Annotated in this window: 15 protein-coding genes, 1 rRNA gene and 1 pseudogene; 4 read left to right on the top strand and 13 right to left on the bottom strand. The window is 71.3% G+C overall.

Annotation, left to right across the window (positions count from 1 at the left end):
• Positions 1-102: 102 nt before the first annotated feature.
• Genes ACFVFQ_RS08345 through ACFVFQ_RS08330 form a run of 4 tightly spaced genes read right to left on the bottom strand, consistent with a single transcriptional unit; the run spans position 103 to position 4,914 of the window.
• A complete protein-coding gene (locus ACFVFQ_RS08345; RefSeq protein ID WP_383410851.1) occupies positions 103-1,761 on the bottom strand; it encodes a uroporphyrinogen-III synthase in 1,659 nt (552 codons plus the stop codon).
• Positions 1,758-2,735, bottom strand: a complete 978-nt coding sequence (gene hemC / locus ACFVFQ_RS08340; RefSeq protein WP_383410848.1) for a hydroxymethylbilane synthase — start codon at positions 2,733-2,735, stop codon at positions 1,758-1,760. Before hemC ends, ACFVFQ_RS08345 begins: the two co-directional genes overlap by 4 nt.
• Positions 2,732-4,141 carry a glutamyl-tRNA reductase gene (locus ACFVFQ_RS08335; RefSeq protein WP_383410845.1) on the bottom strand — a complete coding sequence of 470 codons (1,410 nt, stop codon included), beginning with the start codon at positions 4,139-4,141 and terminating at the stop codon, positions 2,732-2,734. Before ACFVFQ_RS08335 ends, hemC begins: the two co-directional genes overlap by 4 nt.
• Positions 4,138-4,914 (bottom strand): redox-sensing transcriptional repressor Rex, encoded by a 777-nt coding sequence (locus ACFVFQ_RS08330; protein ID WP_383410842.1) that lies wholly within the window; start codon positions 4,912-4,914, stop codon positions 4,138-4,140. The genes ACFVFQ_RS08335 and ACFVFQ_RS08330 overlap by 4 nt, the downstream gene beginning before the upstream one ends.
• 333 nt (positions 4,915-5,247) lie before the next feature.
• Here ACFVFQ_RS08330 and ACFVFQ_RS08325 point away from each other — a divergent pair, with 333 nt between their 5' ends.
• The 4 genes from ACFVFQ_RS08325 to ACFVFQ_RS08310 all read left to right on the top strand — a co-directional run bounded on the left by ACFVFQ_RS08325 (position 5,248) and on the right by ACFVFQ_RS08310 (position 9,225).
• Complete coding sequence (locus ACFVFQ_RS08325) at positions 5,248-5,526, top strand: glutaredoxin family protein (RefSeq protein ID WP_383410839.1); 279 nt, start codon at positions 5,248-5,250, stop codon at positions 5,524-5,526.
• Between the two features lie 237 nt (positions 5,527-5,763).
• A complete protein-coding gene (locus ACFVFQ_RS08320; protein ID WP_383411504.1) occupies positions 5,764-6,630 on the top strand; it encodes an HAD family hydrolase in 867 nt (288 codons plus the stop codon).
• 330 nt (positions 6,631-6,960) lie between these two features.
• Entirely contained in the window at positions 6,961-7,743 is a 783-nt protein-coding gene (locus ACFVFQ_RS08315) for an ECF subfamily RNA polymerase sigma factor, BldN family (protein WP_383410836.1), read from the top strand.
• Positions 7,744-8,022: 279 nt separating this feature from the next.
• On the top strand, positions 8,023-9,225 hold the full coding sequence (locus ACFVFQ_RS08310) for a DUF5667 domain-containing protein (RefSeq protein ID WP_383410833.1): 1,203 nt from the start codon (positions 8,023-8,025) through the stop codon (positions 9,223-9,225).
• Positions 9,226-9,272: 47 nt separating this feature from the next.
• Here ACFVFQ_RS08310 and ACFVFQ_RS08305 read toward each other — a convergent pair whose 3' ends face one another.
• The 9 genes and pseudogenes from ACFVFQ_RS08305 to rrf form a co-directional block, all read right to left on the bottom strand.
• A complete protein-coding gene (locus ACFVFQ_RS08305) occupies positions 9,273-10,268 on the bottom strand; it encodes a lysophospholipid acyltransferase family protein (protein WP_383410830.1) in 996 nt (331 codons plus the stop codon).
• Between the two features lie 14 nt (positions 10,269-10,282).
• Complete coding sequence (locus ACFVFQ_RS08300; RefSeq protein WP_383410827.1) at positions 10,283-11,332, bottom strand: NAD-dependent epimerase/dehydratase family protein; 1,050 nt, start codon at positions 11,330-11,332, stop codon at positions 10,283-10,285.
• A 201-nt stretch (positions 11,333-11,533) separates the two neighbouring features.
• The gene (locus ACFVFQ_RS08295) at positions 11,534-11,632 is read right to left on the bottom strand and encodes a 30S ribosomal protein bS22 (protein ID WP_003948845.1); all 99 of its coding nucleotides are present in this window, start codon (positions 11,630-11,632) and stop codon (positions 11,534-11,536) included.
• A gap of 119 nt (positions 11,633-11,751) precedes the next feature.
• A complete protein-coding gene (locus tag ACFVFQ_RS08290; protein WP_014144137.1) occupies positions 11,752-11,961 on the bottom strand; it encodes a helix-turn-helix domain-containing protein in 210 nt (69 codons plus the stop codon).
• Between the two features lie 128 nt (positions 11,962-12,089).
• A complete protein-coding gene (locus ACFVFQ_RS08285; protein WP_383410824.1) occupies positions 12,090-12,914 on the bottom strand; it encodes a phosphatase in 825 nt (274 codons plus the stop codon).
• Positions 12,915-13,568: 654 nt separating this feature from the next.
• A complete protein-coding gene (locus ACFVFQ_RS08280; protein WP_383410821.1) occupies positions 13,569-14,744 on the bottom strand; it encodes an acetoin utilization protein AcuC in 1,176 nt (391 codons plus the stop codon).
• Positions 14,695-15,942, bottom strand: a complete 1,248-nt coding sequence (locus ACFVFQ_RS08275) for an MFS transporter (RefSeq protein WP_383411499.1) — start codon at positions 15,940-15,942, stop codon at positions 14,695-14,697. Before ACFVFQ_RS08275 ends, ACFVFQ_RS08280 begins: the two co-directional genes overlap by 50 nt.
• 157 nt (positions 15,943-16,099) lie before the next feature.
• Positions 16,100-16,489 (bottom strand): annotated as a pseudogene (locus ACFVFQ_RS08270) (HAD family hydrolase); the annotation flags it as partial.
• Between the two features lie 90 nt (positions 16,490-16,579).
• Positions 16,580-16,696: ribosomal RNA gene (rrf, locus tag ACFVFQ_RS08265) — 5S ribosomal RNA — on the bottom strand.
• Positions 16,697-16,805 lie beyond the last annotated feature (109 nt).

Genomic DNA, 16,805 nt, shown 5'->3' with positions numbered 1-16,805 from the left:
TGCCTTTGCCGACGTGACGTCGGCCGCCGGGGGCGGCGAGACGGGCACACATGCGGAAGGGCGCCCCCGCAAAAGGGGCGCCCTTCGTCGCGTGCGTACCGCTCAGCTACGGGCCCGCCGGCGCGAGCCCGGCCGCCGCTCGCTGGGGCGGGTGACCGGGTCCCCGGCCTCGATCGCGGCATCGCGGCGCGCGGCCCCGAAGTCCGCGAGCGCCTCGGCCAGTTTGTGCACCGACGGCTCGGGCGACATCACGTCGACCCGCAGCCCGTGCTCCTCGGCGGTCTTGGCGGTGGCCGGGCCGATGCAGGCGATCACGGTCACGTTGTGCGGCTTGCCGGCGATGCCGACGAGGTTCCGCACGGTCGAGGACGAGGTGAACAGGACCGCGTCGAAGCCGCCGCCCTTGATCGCCTCGCGGGTTTCGGCCGGCGGCGGCGAGGCGCGCACCGTCCGGTAGGCGGTGACGTCGTCGACCTCCCAGCCCAGCTCGATCAGGCCGGCCACCAGGGTCTCGGTGGCGATGTCGGCGCGCGGCAGGAAGACCCGGTCGATCGGGTCGAAGACCGGGTCGTAGGGCGGCCAGTCCTCCAGCAGGCCGGCCGCGGACTGCTCGCCGGACGGCACCAGGTCGGGCTTCACACCGAAGGCGACCAGCGCCTTGGCGGTCTGCTCGCCGACCGCCGCGACCTTGATGCCGGCGAACGCCCGGGCGTCCAGCCCGTATTCCTCGAACTTCTCCCGGACCGCCTTGACGGCGTTGACCGAGGTGAAGGCGATCCACTCGTAGCGGCCGGTGACCAGGCCCTTGACCGCGCGCTCCATCTGCTGCGGGGTGCGCGGCGGTTCGACGGCGATGGTCGGGACCTCGTGCGACACCGCGCCGTAGGAGACCAACTGGTCGGAGAGCGAGGCGGCCTGCTCCTTGGTCCGCGGGACCAGCACCCGCCAACCGAAGAGCGGCTTGTTCTCGAACCACGAGAGCTGGTCGCGCTGGGCGGCGGCGCTGCGCTCGCCGACCACGGCTATGACGGGCTGCCCGCCGTCCGGCGACGGCAGCACCTTGGCGGCCTTGAGGACCTGGGCGACGGTGCCCAGCGTGGCGGTCCAGGTGCGCTGCCGGGTGGTGGTGCCGGCGACCGTGACGGTCATCGGGGTGTCCGGCTTGCGGCCTGCGGCCACCAGCTCACCGGCGGCCGCGGCCACCGAGTCCAGGCTGGTGGAGACCACCGCGGTGGCGTCGCTGGTGCCCAGCTCGCTCCAGCAGCGCTCGTCGGCGCTGCGGGCGTCGATGAAGCGCACGTCGGTGCCCTCGGCGTCGCGCAGCGGCACCCCGGCGTAGGCGGGCACGCCGACCGCGGCCGCGATGCCGGGCACGACCTCGAAGACGATGCCCTCGGCAGCACAGGCCAGCATCTCCTCGGCGACATTGCCGTCGAGCCCGGGGTCGCCGGCCACCGCACGGACGACCCGCTTGCCGGCCCGCGCGGCCGCCATGACAAGATTGGCGGTGTCCCGAAGGGCTGAAACGCCCGTGGGACTGCCGGGGATTGACGCCTCGTCAGCTGACGCCTGCAACGGGGTGTCCACCTGCGCACGTGCATGCACACGCACGACGTCCAGGACCTGCGGGTCGGCGATGAGGACGTCGGCGGAGGCCAGTGCCTCCACGGCGCGCAGCGTCAGCAGGCCCGGGTCTCCCGGCCCGGCACCCAGGAAGGTGACCTGACCGGAGGCGGAGTGGTTTGGGGCGGTGGGGTTCAAAGTGCTCGCTCCCCCATAAGACCGGCCGCGCCCTTAGCGAGCATCTCGACGGCGAGTTCCCGGCCCATGGCGAGCGGGATCGATGCGTCGTCAAGAGAGGCAGGTACGTGCCCGGTGGTGGACAGCTGCACCAGCGTGCTGCCGTCGGTCGTGCCGACGACACCGCGCAGGTGCATTTCGGTGACAGCCTGCTCGTCAGCCTGGACGTCGGCCAGCGCCGCCACGGGGGCGGAGCAGCCGGCCTCCAGGGCGGCGAGCAGGGAGCGCTCGGCCGTCACGGCGGCCCGGGTTGCCGGGTCGTCGAGCTCGGCGAGCGCGGCGATGAGGTCCGCGTGTGTGGCGGCGACCTCGATCGCCAGTGCCCCCTGGCCGGGGGCGGGCAAAACCACGTCGGGCGACAGCAGTTGCGTCGCCTCGTCGATCCGACCGATCCGGGTGAGACCGGCGGCGGCCAGCACGACCGCGTCCAGCTCACCGTTCTCGACGAAGCCGATCCGGGTGTCGACGTTCCCCCGGACCGGAACGGTCTCGATGCGCTTGCCCAGGACCTTGGCCCAGGCGTTGAGCTGCGCCATCCGCCGGGGCGAACCGGTGCCCACCCGGGCGCCGTCGGGCAGCTCCTCGAAGGTGAGCTGGTCCCGGGCGATCAGCGCGTCCCGCGGGTCCTCGCGCACGGGTATGGCGGCCAGCACCAACTCCGCCGGCTGCGCGGTCGGCAGGTCCTTGAGCGAGTGGACGGCGAAGTCGATCTCGTCGGCCAGCAGCGCGTCGCGCAGCGCGGAGACGAAGACGCCGGTGCCGCCGATCTGCGCCAGGTGCTCGCGGGAGGTGTCGCCGTAGGTGGTGATCTCCACCAGTTCGACGGGGCGGCCGGTCAGCGCGCGCACCGCCTCGGCCACCAGCCCGGATTGGGCCATGGCCAGCTTGCTGCGCCGGGTGCCCAGGCGCAGGGTGCTTCTCGTACTGTCGGTCATGCCCGCTCCCGTGCTGCTTCGTTCCGGCCTGCCTGGGCGCCAGTCCGGGTGTCGGCCCTGCTGACGGCGGCGACCGTCTGCGGGTCGAGGTCGAACAGTTCCCGCAGCGCGTCCGCGTACCCGGCGCCGCCGGGCTCGCTGGCCAGCTGCTTGACCCGCACGGTGGGCGCGTGCAACAGCTTGTCGACGACCCGCCGGACGGTCTGGGTGATCTCCGCGCGCTGCTTGTCGTCGAGGTCGGGGAGGCGGCCCTCCAGCCGGCCCATCTCGCTGCTGACGACGTCCGCGGCCATGGTGCGCAGGGCGACCACGGTGGGGGTGATGTGCGCGGCCCGCTGGGCGGCGCCGAACGCGGCGACCTCATCGGCGACGATGCCGCGGACCGTGTCCACGTCGGCGGCCATCGGGCCCGCCGACGGAGTCGGCTGGTCGGACACCGTGGCGGACGCCTCGGCCAGCGACTCGATGTCGACCAGGTGCGCCCCGTCGATCCCGTGCACCGCCGCGTCGACGTCGCGCGGCATGGCGAGGTCGAGCAGCCACATCCGGTCGGTGCGCCCGGAGAGCGCCGCCGTGATCTGCTCTCCGGTCAGCAGCAGCCCGGCCGCGCCCGTACACGAGATCACGATCTCGGCACGGGCCAACTGGGCCGCGACGGCGTCCATCGCGACCGCGCGGGCGGTCAGCCCGGTGCCGGCGCCCGGCCCGCCGGGCTCGGTGAGGATCTGTACCAGCCGCTCGGCGCGGGCCACCGTCCGGTTGGCGACGGCCAGTTCACCGACGCCGTTACGGGCGAGGGTGGTGGCGGCCAGCGACGACATCGAGCCGGCGCCGATCACCAGCGCCCGCTTGCCGCGCGCCCAGCCGGCGACGTCCGCGCCGCCGGCGAGCTGCTCCAGGCCGAAGGTGACCAGCGACTGGCCGGCCTTGTCGATCCCGGTCTCGCTGTGCGCGCGCTTGCCGACCCGCAGGGCCTGCTGGAAGAGGTCGTTGAGCAGCCGCCCGGCGGTGTGCTGCTCCTGGGCGACGGCCAGCGCGTCCTTGATCTGGCCGAGGATCTGGCCCTCGCCGACCACCATCGAGTCCAGCCCGCAGGCCACCGAGAAGAGGTGGTGGACGGCGCGGTCCTCGTAGTGGACGTACAGGTGCGGGGTCAGCTCCTCCAGGCCGACGCCGCAGTGGCGGGCCAGGAGGGTGGACAGCTCGGCGACGCCGGCGTGGAACTTGTCCACGTCCGCGTAGAGCTCGATGCGGTTGCAGGTGGAGAGCACCGCGGACTCGGTGGCCGGCTCCGCCGACACCACGTCCTGAAGCAGCTTGCCGCGGCTCTCCGGAGCGAGCGCGGCCCGCTCCAACACGCTCACCGGCGCGCTGCGGTGGCTCAATCCGACGACGAGGAGGCTCATGCCGGCATCACGGCGGGCACGTCCCCGTCGGGTCCCTTGCGTTCGGTCGCGACAGCCGCCGCGGAGGCCGGGGCGGCCGCCGGGCTGCCCTCCGGGGCCGGGCCGGTCTCCTCGCCCGCCTTGCGCTGCTCGTGGAAGGCGAGGATCTGCAGCTCTATGGACAGGTCGACCTTGCGGACGTCCACCCCGTCGGGGACGGAGAGCACGGTCGGCGCGAAGTTGAGGATCGAGGTGACACCGGCGGCGACCAGCCGCTCACAGACCTGCTGGGCGGCGCCGGCCGGCGTGGCGATCACGCCGATCGAGACGCCGTTGTCCCGGATGATCTGCTCCAGCTCGTCGGTGTGCTGGACCGGGATGCCTGCGACCGGCTTGCCGGCCATCGCCGGGTCCGCGTCGATCAGCGCGGCGACCCGGAAGCCCCGGGAGGCGAAACCACCGTAATTGGCGAGCGCGGCGCCGAGGTTACCGATACCGACGATGACGACGGGCCAGTCCTGGGTGAGGCCGAGCTCCCGCGAGATCTGGTACACGAGGTACTCCACGTCGTAGCCGACGCCGCGGGTCCCGTAGGAGCCGAGGTAGGAGAAGTCCTTGCGCAGCTTCGCGGAGTTGACTCCCGCCGCGGCCGCGAGCTCCTCGGAGGAGACCGTGGGAACCGAGCGCTCGGAGAGCGCGGTCAGTGCACGCAGATACAGCGGTAGCCGGGCGACGGTGGCCTCGGGGATGCCTCGGCTTCGGGTCGCCGGTCGGTGAGTTCGGCCAGTTGCCACGGTGCTCCTGCGGGTAGAGCGGGGCTGCGGGCGGCCGTCAGAAACCCGACCGCCCTGTCTCTTGCAGGCTATGTCTTTGTGAACGCGTGCACAAAGATGGTGTCCGCTTTGTCCGGGCAAAGTGATGGGGCTCACGCAGCTTTTACGGGGGTCCGCGGAACCAACTCCACCGTCACACCGTTCACGCGCGCCACCGGCACTTCGCGGCAGCACCGACGGGAGCACGCGCCCTCACTCCTCACCGCTATACCCCCGGAAACCTACAAATCGCCCATCGATGGTAAGCGAAACGACCGCTCCGGAGCTCCCCCTCGGACCCGGCACAATGACCCCATGGCCCCCTTGTTCAGCCGCACCCCCCGCAAGAGCCCCGCCGACCGGATGGTCACCCTGGTCGGGAAGCCGGGCTGCCACCTCTGCGACGACGCCCAGGCCGTGATCGAGAAGGTCTGCGCGGAAACCGGTGCGTCCTGGGAGAAGAAGGACATCACCGAGGACGCCGAACTGCACCGCAAGTACTGGGAGCAAATTCCGGTCGTCCTCGTCGACGGCGCCCAGCACGACTTCTGGCGGGTCGATCCCCAGCGACTGCGCACCGCACTGGGCGCCTGAGCGCCCCGCCCGCGCAGATCACCCCTGCTCGCGGGCCCTGCGGATGGCCGTAACGCAACCGTCGAGCGCCCCAGTGCCTCCGGACACGCGCCCGTAACCGGATGCACCGAACAAACTGGCTACGCTAGCCGCATGGCCCGCCCGTCGCCCGCCCATCGCCCTGATCGGAGCCCCGCCGGGGCACTCTTCCCCACGGGGTGGTTCACCCGCCGCAGACGACCCGCCACCGCACGCAGCGTGCTGGCCGGCGAGGCCGCGGCCGAGGCCGCCCGGAAGTCGTCGCAGGAGGCGCCGCCCGCCGAGGAGCCGACCGAGCCGGAGTTCCCGGTCGTCGGCGACGCCAGCGCGGCCGCCTTCTTCGACCTCGACAACACGATCATGCAGGGCGCCGCCCTCTTCCACTTCGGCCGCGGCCTGTACAAGCGGCACTTCTTCCACAAGCGCGACCTGGCCCGCTTCGCCTTCCAACAGGTCTACTTCCGGCTGGCCGGCGAGAACTCCGAGGACATGGCGGACGTCCGCAACCGCGCGCTCTCCATCGTCCAGGGCCACCGCGTCGCCGAACTCATGAGCATCGGCGAGGAGATCTACGACGAGTACATGGCCGAGCGCGTCTGGCCCGGCACCCGCGCGCTCGCCCAGGCCCACCTCGACGCCGGCCAGAAGGTGTGGTTGGTGACCGCCGCGCCCGTGGAGACCGCGACGATCATCGCCCGCCGGCTGGGCCTGACCGGCGCGCTGGGCACCGTCGCCGAGTCCGTCGGCGGCGTCTACACCGGCAAGTTGGTGGGCGAGCCGCTGCACGGACCGGCCAAGGCGGAGGCGGTCCGCGCGCTGGCCGCCGCCGAGCACCTCGACCTCTCGCACTGCGCCGCGTACAGCGATTCGGCCAACGACATCCCGATGCTCTCGCTCGTCGGCCACCCCTACGCGATCAACCCCGACACCCGGCTGCAGAGGCACGCCCGGGAGCACGGCTGGCGGGTGCGCGACTACCGAACGGGCCGCAAGGCGGTGCGGATCGGCATCCCGGCGGCCGCCGGGGTGGGCGCGCTCGCGGGCGGCGCGGCCGCCGCCGTGGCCCTCCAGCGCCGCCGCCGCTGACCGTCCTTGATCACCGGGCCCGGCGGCGGACCATCCGCACTCCCTACCCCCGCCGGTGCCCCGTCAGTCCCTTTCCTGGCGGTTAACCACAACACGCCCTTCAACCAGGCAGATTGCGCTCCCTTCCGATCAATAGTTGTCCAGTAATCGATACTTGATCCGCCACCAATCGGACACGGACCGTAAGTAATCGATGATTTGAGCAACTGGGTGTAGCGCTGCCTGTACGAAGCGTTATTCTCCTCAGACGCATTCCGGAACCCACACGTCCCTACGACGAGTGAACGGTCCCGCACTGCACGTGATGGAAGCTCTGCCTCTGGGAGTCCCGTGTACCCACACGTCGGGGTTGACGCCTCGGGCCTGGCTACGCTGCGTACGACGCTCGTCGACCACCTGCGCAGTTTTGTCCCCACCGCGTACGCCGTCCCCGCATTCGCCACAGCCGTCCCCACCGGCCCCTGCTACGCGCTGGCCGACGGGAGCGCTACGGTCGGCAAGGCCGCCACCGCCGGCAGGAACCGCCGCGCCGGCACCGCCACCGCGCGACGCCCCGCGGACAGCGACAGCCGTCGCATGATGGACCTCGTCGAACGTGCCCAGGCCGGCGAGGCCGACGCCTTCGGCCGGCTCTACGACCAGTACGCCGACACGGTGTACCGCTACATCTACTACCGCGTGGGCGGCCGCGCCACGGCCGAGGACCTCACCAGTGAGACCTTCCTCCGCGCCCTGCGCCGCATCGGCACGTTCACCTGGCAGGGCCGTGACTTCGGCGCCTGGCTGGTGACCATCGCCCGCAACCTCGTCGCCGACCACTTCAAGTCCTCCCGCTTCCGCCTGGAAGTCACCACCGGAGAGATGCTCGACGCCAACGAGGTCGAGCGCAGTCCCGAGGACTCGGTCCTCGAATCCCTCTCCAACGCCGCCCTGTTGGAGGCGGTACGCAAGCTCAACCCCCAACAGCAGGAATGCGTCACCCTGCGGTTCCTCCAGGGCCTCTCGGTCGCCGAGACCGCCCGCGTGATGGGGAAGAACGAGGGCGCCATCAAGACCCTCCAGTACCGGGCCGTCCGCACCCTGGCACGGCTCCTTCCCGAAGACGCCCGCTAACGCACGCTGATGTCTGCCCCTCTCCGACATCCCCAACACCCCGCCCGCCACTCACCGTTGGTGACCGGCCATGCCCCGACGGTCAGATCATCGTGAGTGCGTAACCCGTGTGCCGCGCCGCTCGTTGTGCGGAATGCAGGCTCCACGCGGTCACGCCATGTCCGCTGCCTCTCACTCGTTCGAGTGGCCACGGACAGACGGCGTGCAACCATCCGGCCCGTCTGGATAGTCAAAGCCAGTCCGGGGAGTCGAGCGGGATGACGAGAGGAGGTGCCGCCCGTGATCGCGAATGTATCGGTGCACCGGCGGGCCAACGCCTTCGCCCAGGCCCTGGAGGAGCAGGAGCTCAAGGGCGCGGCGACCGAGGACCAGGTCGACAATCCGGCCCAAGCGCCGGTAGACGCACGGCTGTTGGCGGTCGCCGACGGCCTCGGGGAGCTCCCGAGGCCGGAGATGGCAGCCGAGGTCAAGACTGTCCAACGTGCCCAGCTCGTCGCCGCGATGGAGGCCGCCTTCGCCGAAGGCGCCACGTCCGGCGACGCCAGGGTGCCCGAGCAACGCGAGCCCAAGGGCGCGCACCGTCCCACCACTTCGCTGGGCCGGCTCCGCCCGCGCTCCCGCCTCTCCAAGGGGCTGGCTGCGGGCGGCCTGACGGTCGGCGTCGCCGCCGGCGCCTTCAGCGGGGTCGCCGCGGCCAGCACCGACGCCCTCCCCGGCGACTCCCTCTACGGCCTCAAGCGCGGCATGGAGGACCTCCGGCTCACCATGACCGACGACGACGAGGGCCGCGGCCAACTCCTCCTCGACCAGGCGTCCACCCGGATGTTGGAGGTCCGTCGCCTGATGGAGCGCGGCCGGTCCGCGCACCTCGACCACGAGGCGCTCACCGAGATCCGCAGGGCCCTGGCCGGCGTCCAGCACGACGCCGGCGAGGGCCACCGCCTGCTGCACGCGGCATACGAGCGGGACGGCTCCCTGGGCCCCATCCAGGCGCTGAATTCGTTCACCAAGTCGCACCGCGACACCTGGTCGAAGATGCGCGACAAGCTCCCGGTGCAGCTCACCGACGTGCGGGACGAGGTGAGTTCGGTCTTCGACGCCATAGACGACGAGGTCGGCCCGCTGCGCTCGATGCTCCCGCAGGGCCCGGAGGGTCGCGGCCGGCACCGCGGCACACCCGCCGACGGGGGCACCGGTGGCAACGCGCACCGCCCGTCCCCGTCCGACAGCGAGTCCGCGTCCGACGGGCACGGCACCGCGCAGCAGGCCCCGCACCCCTCGGCCTCGCCGTCCCCGCAGCAGGACGGCCTGCTCGGCGGCGCCGCGGACGGTCTACTCAACCCGCACCACAAGGGCGGCAGTACGTCGCACGACGGCGGCCACGGCAAGGACGGCATCGGCCACCCCGACGTCACCCTCCCGCCGCTGCTGCCCGGGCTCCTGCCCGACCTGGGCATCGACGGCGACGGCCCGGCCAAGTAGCCGGACCCGCGGCCCCGCCCGGCGCTCGGTGTTCTTCTGAGGAAGAGTCAGAAGAACACCGAGCGCCGCTGCACGAGCAGCTTGTAGAGGGTGTGTTGGATGGTCTCCCGGACCTGGTCGGTCAGGTTGAACATCAGCATCGGGTCGTCGGCCGCCTCCGGCGAATAGCCGTCCGTGGGGATCGGCTCGCCGAACTGGATCGTCCACTTCGTCGGCAGCGGCACCACGCCCAGCGGCCCCAGCCACGGGAAGGTCGGCGTGACCGGGAAGTACGGCAGCCCCAGCACCCGCGCCACCGTCTTGGCGTTCCCGACCATCGGGTAGATCTCCTCCGCGCCCACGATCGAGCACGGCACGATCGGCACCCCGGCCTTCAGCGCCGTGGAGACGAAGCCGCCCCGTCCGAAGCGCTGGAGCTTGTAGCGGTCCGCGAACGGCTTGCCGATGCCCTTGAAGCCCTCCGGCATCACGCCGACGATCTCCCCGCGCTCCAGCAGCCGTTGGGCGTCCTCGGCGCAGGCCAGGGTGTGCCCGGCCTTGCGGGCCAGCTCGTTGACGCCCGGCAGCATGAACACCAAGTCGGCCGCCAGCAGCCGCAGATGGCGCTGCGCCGGGTGGTTGTCGTGCACCGCGACCTGGAGCATCAGGCCGTCCCACGGCAGCGTCCCGGAGTGGTTGGCGACGACCAACGCGCCACCCTCGGCGGGGATGTGCTCCATCCCCTTCACCTCGACCCGGAAGTACTTGTCGTGGATCGGCCGCAGCAGCGACATCAGGACCTGGTCGGTCAGCTCCTTGTCGTAGCCGAAGTCGTCGACCTCGTAGTCGCCGGTGATCCGCCGGCGCAGGAAGGCCAGCCCGCCGGCGATCCGCTCGTCCAGCGTCCGCCCGCCGGCCGGCCGCGCGGCGGGCTGCGGCTCCGGGTCCGTACGGGCCTCCGGTACGGGCGCCAGCGCCGTGCCCCGGCCGGTGCGCCCGGTCCGCCGGGCCTTGCGGCGGGCCCGGGGCTCCTCGCCGAAGGGAATGACCTTGGCGTCCGCCATCGTGGGTGAACTCCTCACTGGCTAGGGCCGCGGCGCGCCAGGAGCGTGCCGGCGAGCCGGTCGACGGTGCGGGCGAGGGACTCGGGCGGCAGCAGCCCGGGTCCGCGGCTGCGGGCGAATTCCTCGAAGGTCTCCGCCGTGGTGTAGCGGGGGTGGAAGCCCAGTGTCTCGCGCATCTGTGTGGTCTCGACGACCCGCCCGTGGGTGAGCATCCGGATCTGCTCGGGCGAGAAGTCGGTGATGCCGAGCGACCGCAGGACCGTGCCGGCCCAGGTCACGGTCGGCAGGAAGAGCGGGAGGGTGGGGCGTCCCAGGCGACGGGAGACCTGCGAGAGCAGCAGCACGCCGTCGCCGGCGATGTTGAACGTGCCGCTGTTGAGGGTGCCGCGGCGCGGCGCGGCGGCGGCGATCCGCAGCACGTCGATCGCGTCGTCCTCGTGGACGAACTGCAACCGCGGGTCGTATCCGAGGACGGTCGGCAGGACGGGCAGCGCGAAGTACTCGGCAAGCGGCGAGTCCGCGCACGGGCCGAGGATGTTGGCGAACCGCAGGACGCAGACCGCCACGTCGGGGCGGCGCCGGGCGAAGCCGCGGACGTACCCCTCGACCTCCACGGTGTCCTTGGCGAAACCGCCGCTGGGCAGCGACTTGGGCGGGGTGTTCTCGGTGAAGACCGCCGGGTCGCGGGGCGCGGAACCGTAGACGCTGGTACTGGACTTGACGACCAGGCGCTGGACGTTCGGTGCCTTCTGGCAGGCGCCGAGCAGCTGCATGGTGCCGATGACGTTGGTCTCCTTGACCGAGGCCCGGCCGCCGCGGCCGCTGAGGGCCGTGCCGTTGATGTCCATGTGGACGACGGTGTCGACCCCGGTCTCTGCCAGCACCCGAGCGATCTGTGGATGTCGGATGTCGGCCTTGAGGAATTCGGCCCCGCCGAGGTGATGTTCCGGGGCGACCACATCGACCCCGATCACCCGGTCGACGTCCGGATCGCGCTGGATCCGGCGGACGAACCGGCCCCCCAGCTGCCGTGCGACGCCCGTGACGAGCACGACGTTGCCCAAGATCGGCCCTCCTTCTGGCAGTGACTTCCACCTGCGCCGAGCAGTGCGGTTCACGCTATCCGGTCGGTGTTGCCGGGTGATGACCGCGCGATGCCCGTGACGACATTTGCGTCCGACCACCGTCCATACGGCCCACAGACGCACCGCGGCCCCTCACCACCCTGGGGCGGTGAGGGGCCGCGAAGTCGCGATCAGCGTCGCTTACTTCTTGTTACGACGCTGGACACGGGTGCGCTTGAGCAGCTTGCGGTGCTTCTTCTTCGCCATCCGCTTGCGCCGCTTCTTGATAACAGAGCCCACGACTACCCTCGCTCACTTCGAATCACTCGGTGCGGGGCGTCCGAGCCCACACTACCTACATCGGGCCAGGGTACCCGGCACCGGCCGTACCGCGTAATCCGAGGGTCGTCGAACGAGCGTCAGGCCGACTCCACCCCCACATACGACTCACGGAGATAGTCGTGCACCGCCTGCTCCGGCACCCGGAAGGACCGTCCCACCCTGATCGCGGGCAGATGACCGCTGTGCACCAGGCGGTACACGGTCATCTTCGACACTCGCATCACCGTGGCGACTTCCGCCACTGTCAGAAACACAACCTCGTTCAACGGCCTCTGGTCCGCAGCCATCACACACCTGCACCTTCCGCATAAGACGGGCACCGGCTTCCCCTCCGGTGACTCTTCGTCGCCATGCGTTCACTCCCCAGATTAGGGGCGGGTGATGCGAGTGGGGAAGAGGAGCAGCGAACGGCCGCCTATCGGGACAGACTTGCCCTATTGAGGACATAGTGGATCAGCGGACGGTAGCGAGCGGAGGGGGCCGCGTCGTCGAGCGGGACCACCGCGGAGAGCCGCCCCTCGGCCCGTCCGACGAACGGCGCGGGGTCGTCGGCGTCGGCCAGTCCGATCGCCTCGATGCCCAGCTGACCTGCCCCGCAGACCCAACCGTGGTCCCCGATGACCAGTGCCGGGAGCCGCCCGTAGGACGCCGCGGCCACCCCTAAAGCGGTCCGCACCGGCAGGGGAGAATGGGTGTGCACGCCCCCCTCGACCAGCGCGCCCCCCGCGCCGGGTTCGCGCATCAGCGCGACTCCCCGTACGTAATCGAGGACCCGAGTACGTACCCCGAACCGGGTCGCCATGTCGACACGGTGGCCATGCGCCGGGGTGAGGACGGGGCAGCCCGCCGCCGAGAGGGCGTCTGCGAGGGCGGCGTAGAAGTCCAACAGCCGGTGCGGGTGGCCGGTGCCCAGCAGCACCGGGGCCCGACGCCCGGCGGCCACACCGATCCGATCCGCGAAGGCGTCCAACGCGGCGATGGTGCGGTCGGGTTCGATCACATCCGGGCCGGAAGTGTGCGCGGGATCGTCCGAAATCCCGCACTCCCGTCCCATCAGTCGCAGTACCTCACCGAAGGACCACTCCCGCTCCGGCTCCAGCCCCAACAGCACCCGCGGATCACGGGCCGCGAAGAGCCGGTACCGCCGCAGGCTCTGCTCCCGCGTGGTCGCGATCGTCCCCGCGAGCCGCGCCTCGATCAGATACGCCCGCAATGCCCTGGTCCCCAACACGGGCCCCATGCTGACTCGTTGGCCGGAAACCGCATGCCCGAACCGGCCGGTAGTCACACATCCGGGGCACTCCCGCCCCAAGCCACACCGACGAGACCAGGCCGGACCACCGACGGCATGCTGGCGGCGTTCCCGCGACGCCCTCGCGCCGCCCTGCTGCCGCCCTTGGTGCCGCCCTGGCGCCGCCCTCACCTGCGCCCTCACGGGCCATCCGCCTGCGCACTCGCGGCGCTCCGCGACTTCCTCATGGGCCATACCGCATCCTCATGGGCCACTTCGCTGCACGCGCGACCGCCCCATTGGTTCCTACCGCCCCACCCGTCCCGGCTGCGCCACTCCGCCGCACCCGCGGCCGCCTCACTGGTCCCTACTGCTCCACCCGTCCTGGCTACGCCACTGCTCTGCACGCGCGGCCGCCTCATTGACCCCAACCACCCCACCCGCCCTGGCTACGCCACTCCGCCGCACGCACAGCCGCCTCCACGGCACGCCCTCGGCGCCCCAAGGACGCGTCAACTCGCGCCGCCCCCGCGGAATATCCCCCGCCCCCGCCCCGTTGTGGCCCCGCAGGGGGTCCTCGCGTCCCCTACGGGATCCGTTCCCCTCTCCCCTACGGCACCCCCGGCCTCTCCCCCACCCCCTCCCGTCAGCGGCCCACCCGCCTCACGGCAGCAACCCGTGCGACGGGAAGACCGCCCGACGGGTCGCCAACACCGCCTGGTCGAGCCGGTCGGCCGGGTCGTAGCCGCCGTCGACGAAATCCCGCCAGTGCGGCGTCCGCCCGTCCGTCATCCGGCGCGGCGCCAACTGCCGCGTCCTACGGAAGACTTCGTGCCGCCACTCCTCCGGCACCTCCGACGTCGGGTCGATCGGCCGGTGGCCGGCGATCGCCACCAGATGCGTCCAGCTGCGCGGCACCACCTCCACCACCTCGTAGCCGCCGCCCCCCAGCGCGGCCCAACGCCCGTCCGCGTGCTCGTGCGCCAGGGCGTGGCAGGACTCGGCCGCCGCCCGCTGCGCGTCCAGGCTCACCGCCAGGTGCGCCAACGGGTCCTCGAAGTGGGTGTCCGCGCCGTGTTGGGTGACGAGCACCTGCGGGCGGAACGCGGCCAACAGCTCCGGCACCACCGCGTGGAAGGCCCGCAGCCAGCCCGCGTCGCCCGTCCCGGCCGGCAGCGCCACGTTCACCGCGCTGCCCTCGGCGCCCGCGCCACCGGTCTCCTCCGGCCACCCGGTCTGCGGGAACAGCGTCCGCGGATGCTCGTGCAGCGAGATCGTCAGCACCCGCGGGTCCTCCCAGAAGGCCGCCTGGACCCCGTCGCCGTGGTGCACGTCCACGTCCACGTACGCCACCCGCTCGGCGCCCAGCTCCAACAGCCGGGCGACGGCCAGCGCCGCGTCGTTGTAGATACAGAAGCCCGCCGCGCCCCCGGGCATCGCGTGGTGCAGCCCGCCTGCGAAGTTCACCGCGTGCCCCGCCTCCCCGCGCCAGACGGCCTCAGCGGCGCCCACCGACTGCCCGGCGATCAGCGCCGACGCCTCGTGCATCCCCCGGAACGCCGGGTCGTCCATGGTCCCCAACCCATAGGCGACGTCCGCGGAATCCGGGTCGGCGGAGGCCCGGCGGACCGCCTCGATGTAGTCCGCCCGGTGCACCAGCCGCAGCGTGGAGTCGCCGGCCGGCTTGGCGGCCACCACCTCCAACGGCCCCTGGTGGAGCCCGTATGCCTCCACCAGGCGCATCGTCAGGGCGAGTCGGACGGGGTCCATCGGATGCCCCGGCCCGAAGTCATAGCCCGTTACTGCCTCGTCCCACATCAGCTGTGCGCGGCCGCTCATGGTCGTCACCGTATCCGGCCGACGACGCGCCGAACGAGCGGGCGTACACCAACGTCACCAGCACCAGGGCCATCGGCACCAGCATCGCGCCGCGATAGCTCCAGGCGTCCCCCAGCACCCCCACCAGCGGCGAACCGATCAGAAAACCCACGTAGTTGAAGATGTTCAGTCGCGCGATGGTCGAGTCCGAAGCCCCCGGGCCGTGCCGCTCGACCGCGTACCGCCCGGCCGCCGCGAAGGTCTGCGGCACAATCACACACAGCCCGAGCCCCAGCAGGGTGAAGCCCACCATCCCGACCCAGGCCCCCGGCGCCGTCGCCACCACGGCGAAGCCGGCCGCCGCGACCACCGTCCCGGTGCGCACCACCGCGACCGGCCCGAAGCGCCGCACCCCCAGGTCGCCCACGGCCCGCCCGAGCAGCGTCATCACCATGTAGACGTTGTACGGAACGGTCGCCAACTGCTCAGAGCTCCCCAGCACGTCCTGGAGGTACTTCGCGCTCCAGTTGGAGACCGTCGAGTCCCCGATGTACGCGAACGCCATCACCAGGCACAGCGGCAACAACAGCCGCATGGCCACCGGCGCCATAGCCCCCGCACCACCAGCCTCACCACCCCCGTCCGCCACCCGCCCATCGTCCCCGTCGACGAACCACCGGCCGATGACCAGCACCAACGGCACGAAGACCGCGACCACCGGCCCGTACAGCAGCACCAGCGACAGCTTCCCGTGCGCCCCCACCCACGCCAGCGAGGCCCCGACGATCCCGCCGAGGCTGTACGCGGCGTGGAAGCCGAGCATGATGCTGCGGCCGTACGCCCGTTGGAGACTCACCCCGAGCATGTTCATCGACGCGTCCAGGGCCCCGACCATCAGCCCGAACACGGCCAGCGCCACGGCGACTTGGGCCAGCGAGCCGACCGCGCCGACGGCCAGCAGCGCCAGGCACACCACAGGCTGCACACTGCGCAACACCGTGCTGGGCCGCACCCGCCTCACCAGGTGCTCGGTGCCGACGCTGCCGACGCCGGCAAGCACCGGAACGGCCGCCAGGAAGGCCGGCAACAGCGCGTCCGAGATCCCGTAGCGCACCTGCACCGCGGGTATCCGGGTCACGAGCAGGGCGAAGACCGCCCCCTGGACGAAGAAGCTGAGGGAGAGCGCGATCCGGCCGTGCCGCAGCCGCGTTCCCGCCATATGAGGGGACGTCATGGCGCGTCAGCCTAGAACTCCCCGCTACCGCTGGGTAGATAGATCACGCGCCCAATTCCCCATGATCCAGCGGGAGTTAGGGCCCCTACTGCAACAACTGCGGCAGCTCCGCCATATCGGCGAACAGCGCGGTGGCCCCCGCCCCGAAGTGCTCAAGCAGACCGGTCTTCGTCAACGCCACCCGTATCCGCTCGTGGCTCCCCGACGATCCGACGCAGTACGCCACGCCATCGGCCGCCAACTTCTCCAGCACCGCCGCCACCCCGGGCACCGGCTCCAGCCGCCTGCGGAACTCCTCGAAGACCCGCGCATGGAAACTGACCTCGAAGTCCGTCGGCAACGCCCGCCCGGACCGCTCCCCCACGATGTCGCGAATGCGCTGCACCGACCCACCCATGAAGTCGCGCAACGCTTCCTCGTACGTGGTCGGGTGCCCCAATTCGGTGAGGTAGCCGGCGAGGATCTGATTGGAGATGGGCTCGCTGTCCACCAGGACACCGTCATTATCGAAAATGATCAGGTCGTAGCGCATCTCCCGAGAATACCTACCGCCCGGCAGCACAACGCAAAGAAGCCCCGCTCCCCGAGTAAAACTCGGAGAACGAGGCTCCCCTCAAAAAAAGTTCGGCGGCGTCCTACTCTCCCACAGGGTCCCCCCTGCAGTACCATCGGCGCTGAAAGGCTTAGCTTCCGGGTTCGAAATGTAACCGGGCGTTTCCCTAACGCTATAACCACCGAAACACTATGAAACTAAGAACAACCGTTGGTCTGTTCGTGGCTTCAGAACCAACACAGTGGACGCGAGCAACTGAGGACAAGCCCTCGGCCTATTAGTACCAGTCAACTCC

Source organism: Streptomyces sp. NPDC057743, from assembly GCF_042798755.1.
Classification (GTDB): domain Bacteria; phylum Actinomycetota; class Actinomycetes; order Streptomycetales; family Streptomycetaceae; genus Streptomyces.
This window is presented reverse-complemented; position numbering and strand designations above follow the sequence as displayed.

Coding starts and splice junctions, on each gene's coding strand:
- ACFVFQ_RS08280 (WP_383410821.1), bottom strand. CDS start 14,744: ATGAGCGGCCGCGCACAGCTGATGTGGGACGAGGCAGTAACGGGCTAT.
- hemC (WP_383410848.1), bottom strand. CDS start 2,735: ATGACCGACAGTACGAGAAGCACCCTGCGCCTGGGCACCCGGCGCAGC.
- ACFVFQ_RS08275 (WP_383411499.1), bottom strand. CDS start 15,942: ATGGCGGGAACGCGGCTGCGGCACGGCCGGATCGCGCTCTCCCTCAGC.
- ACFVFQ_RS08335 (WP_383410845.1), bottom strand. CDS start 4,141: ATGAGCCTCCTCGTCGTCGGATTGAGCCACCGCAGCGCGCCGGTGAGC.
- ACFVFQ_RS08285 (WP_383410824.1), bottom strand. CDS start 12,914: ATGGGGCCCGTGTTGGGGACCAGGGCATTGCGGGCGTATCTGATCGAG.
- ACFVFQ_RS08325 (WP_383410839.1), top strand. CDS start 5,248: ATGGCCCCCTTGTTCAGCCGCACCCCCCGCAAGAGCCCCGCCGACCGG.
- ACFVFQ_RS08290 (WP_014144137.1), bottom strand. CDS start 11,961: ATGGCTGCGGACCAGAGGCCGTTGAACGAGGTTGTGTTTCTGACAGTG.
- ACFVFQ_RS08305 (WP_383410830.1), bottom strand. CDS start 10,268: ATGGCGGACGCCAAGGTCATTCCCTTCGGCGAGGAGCCCCGGGCCCGC.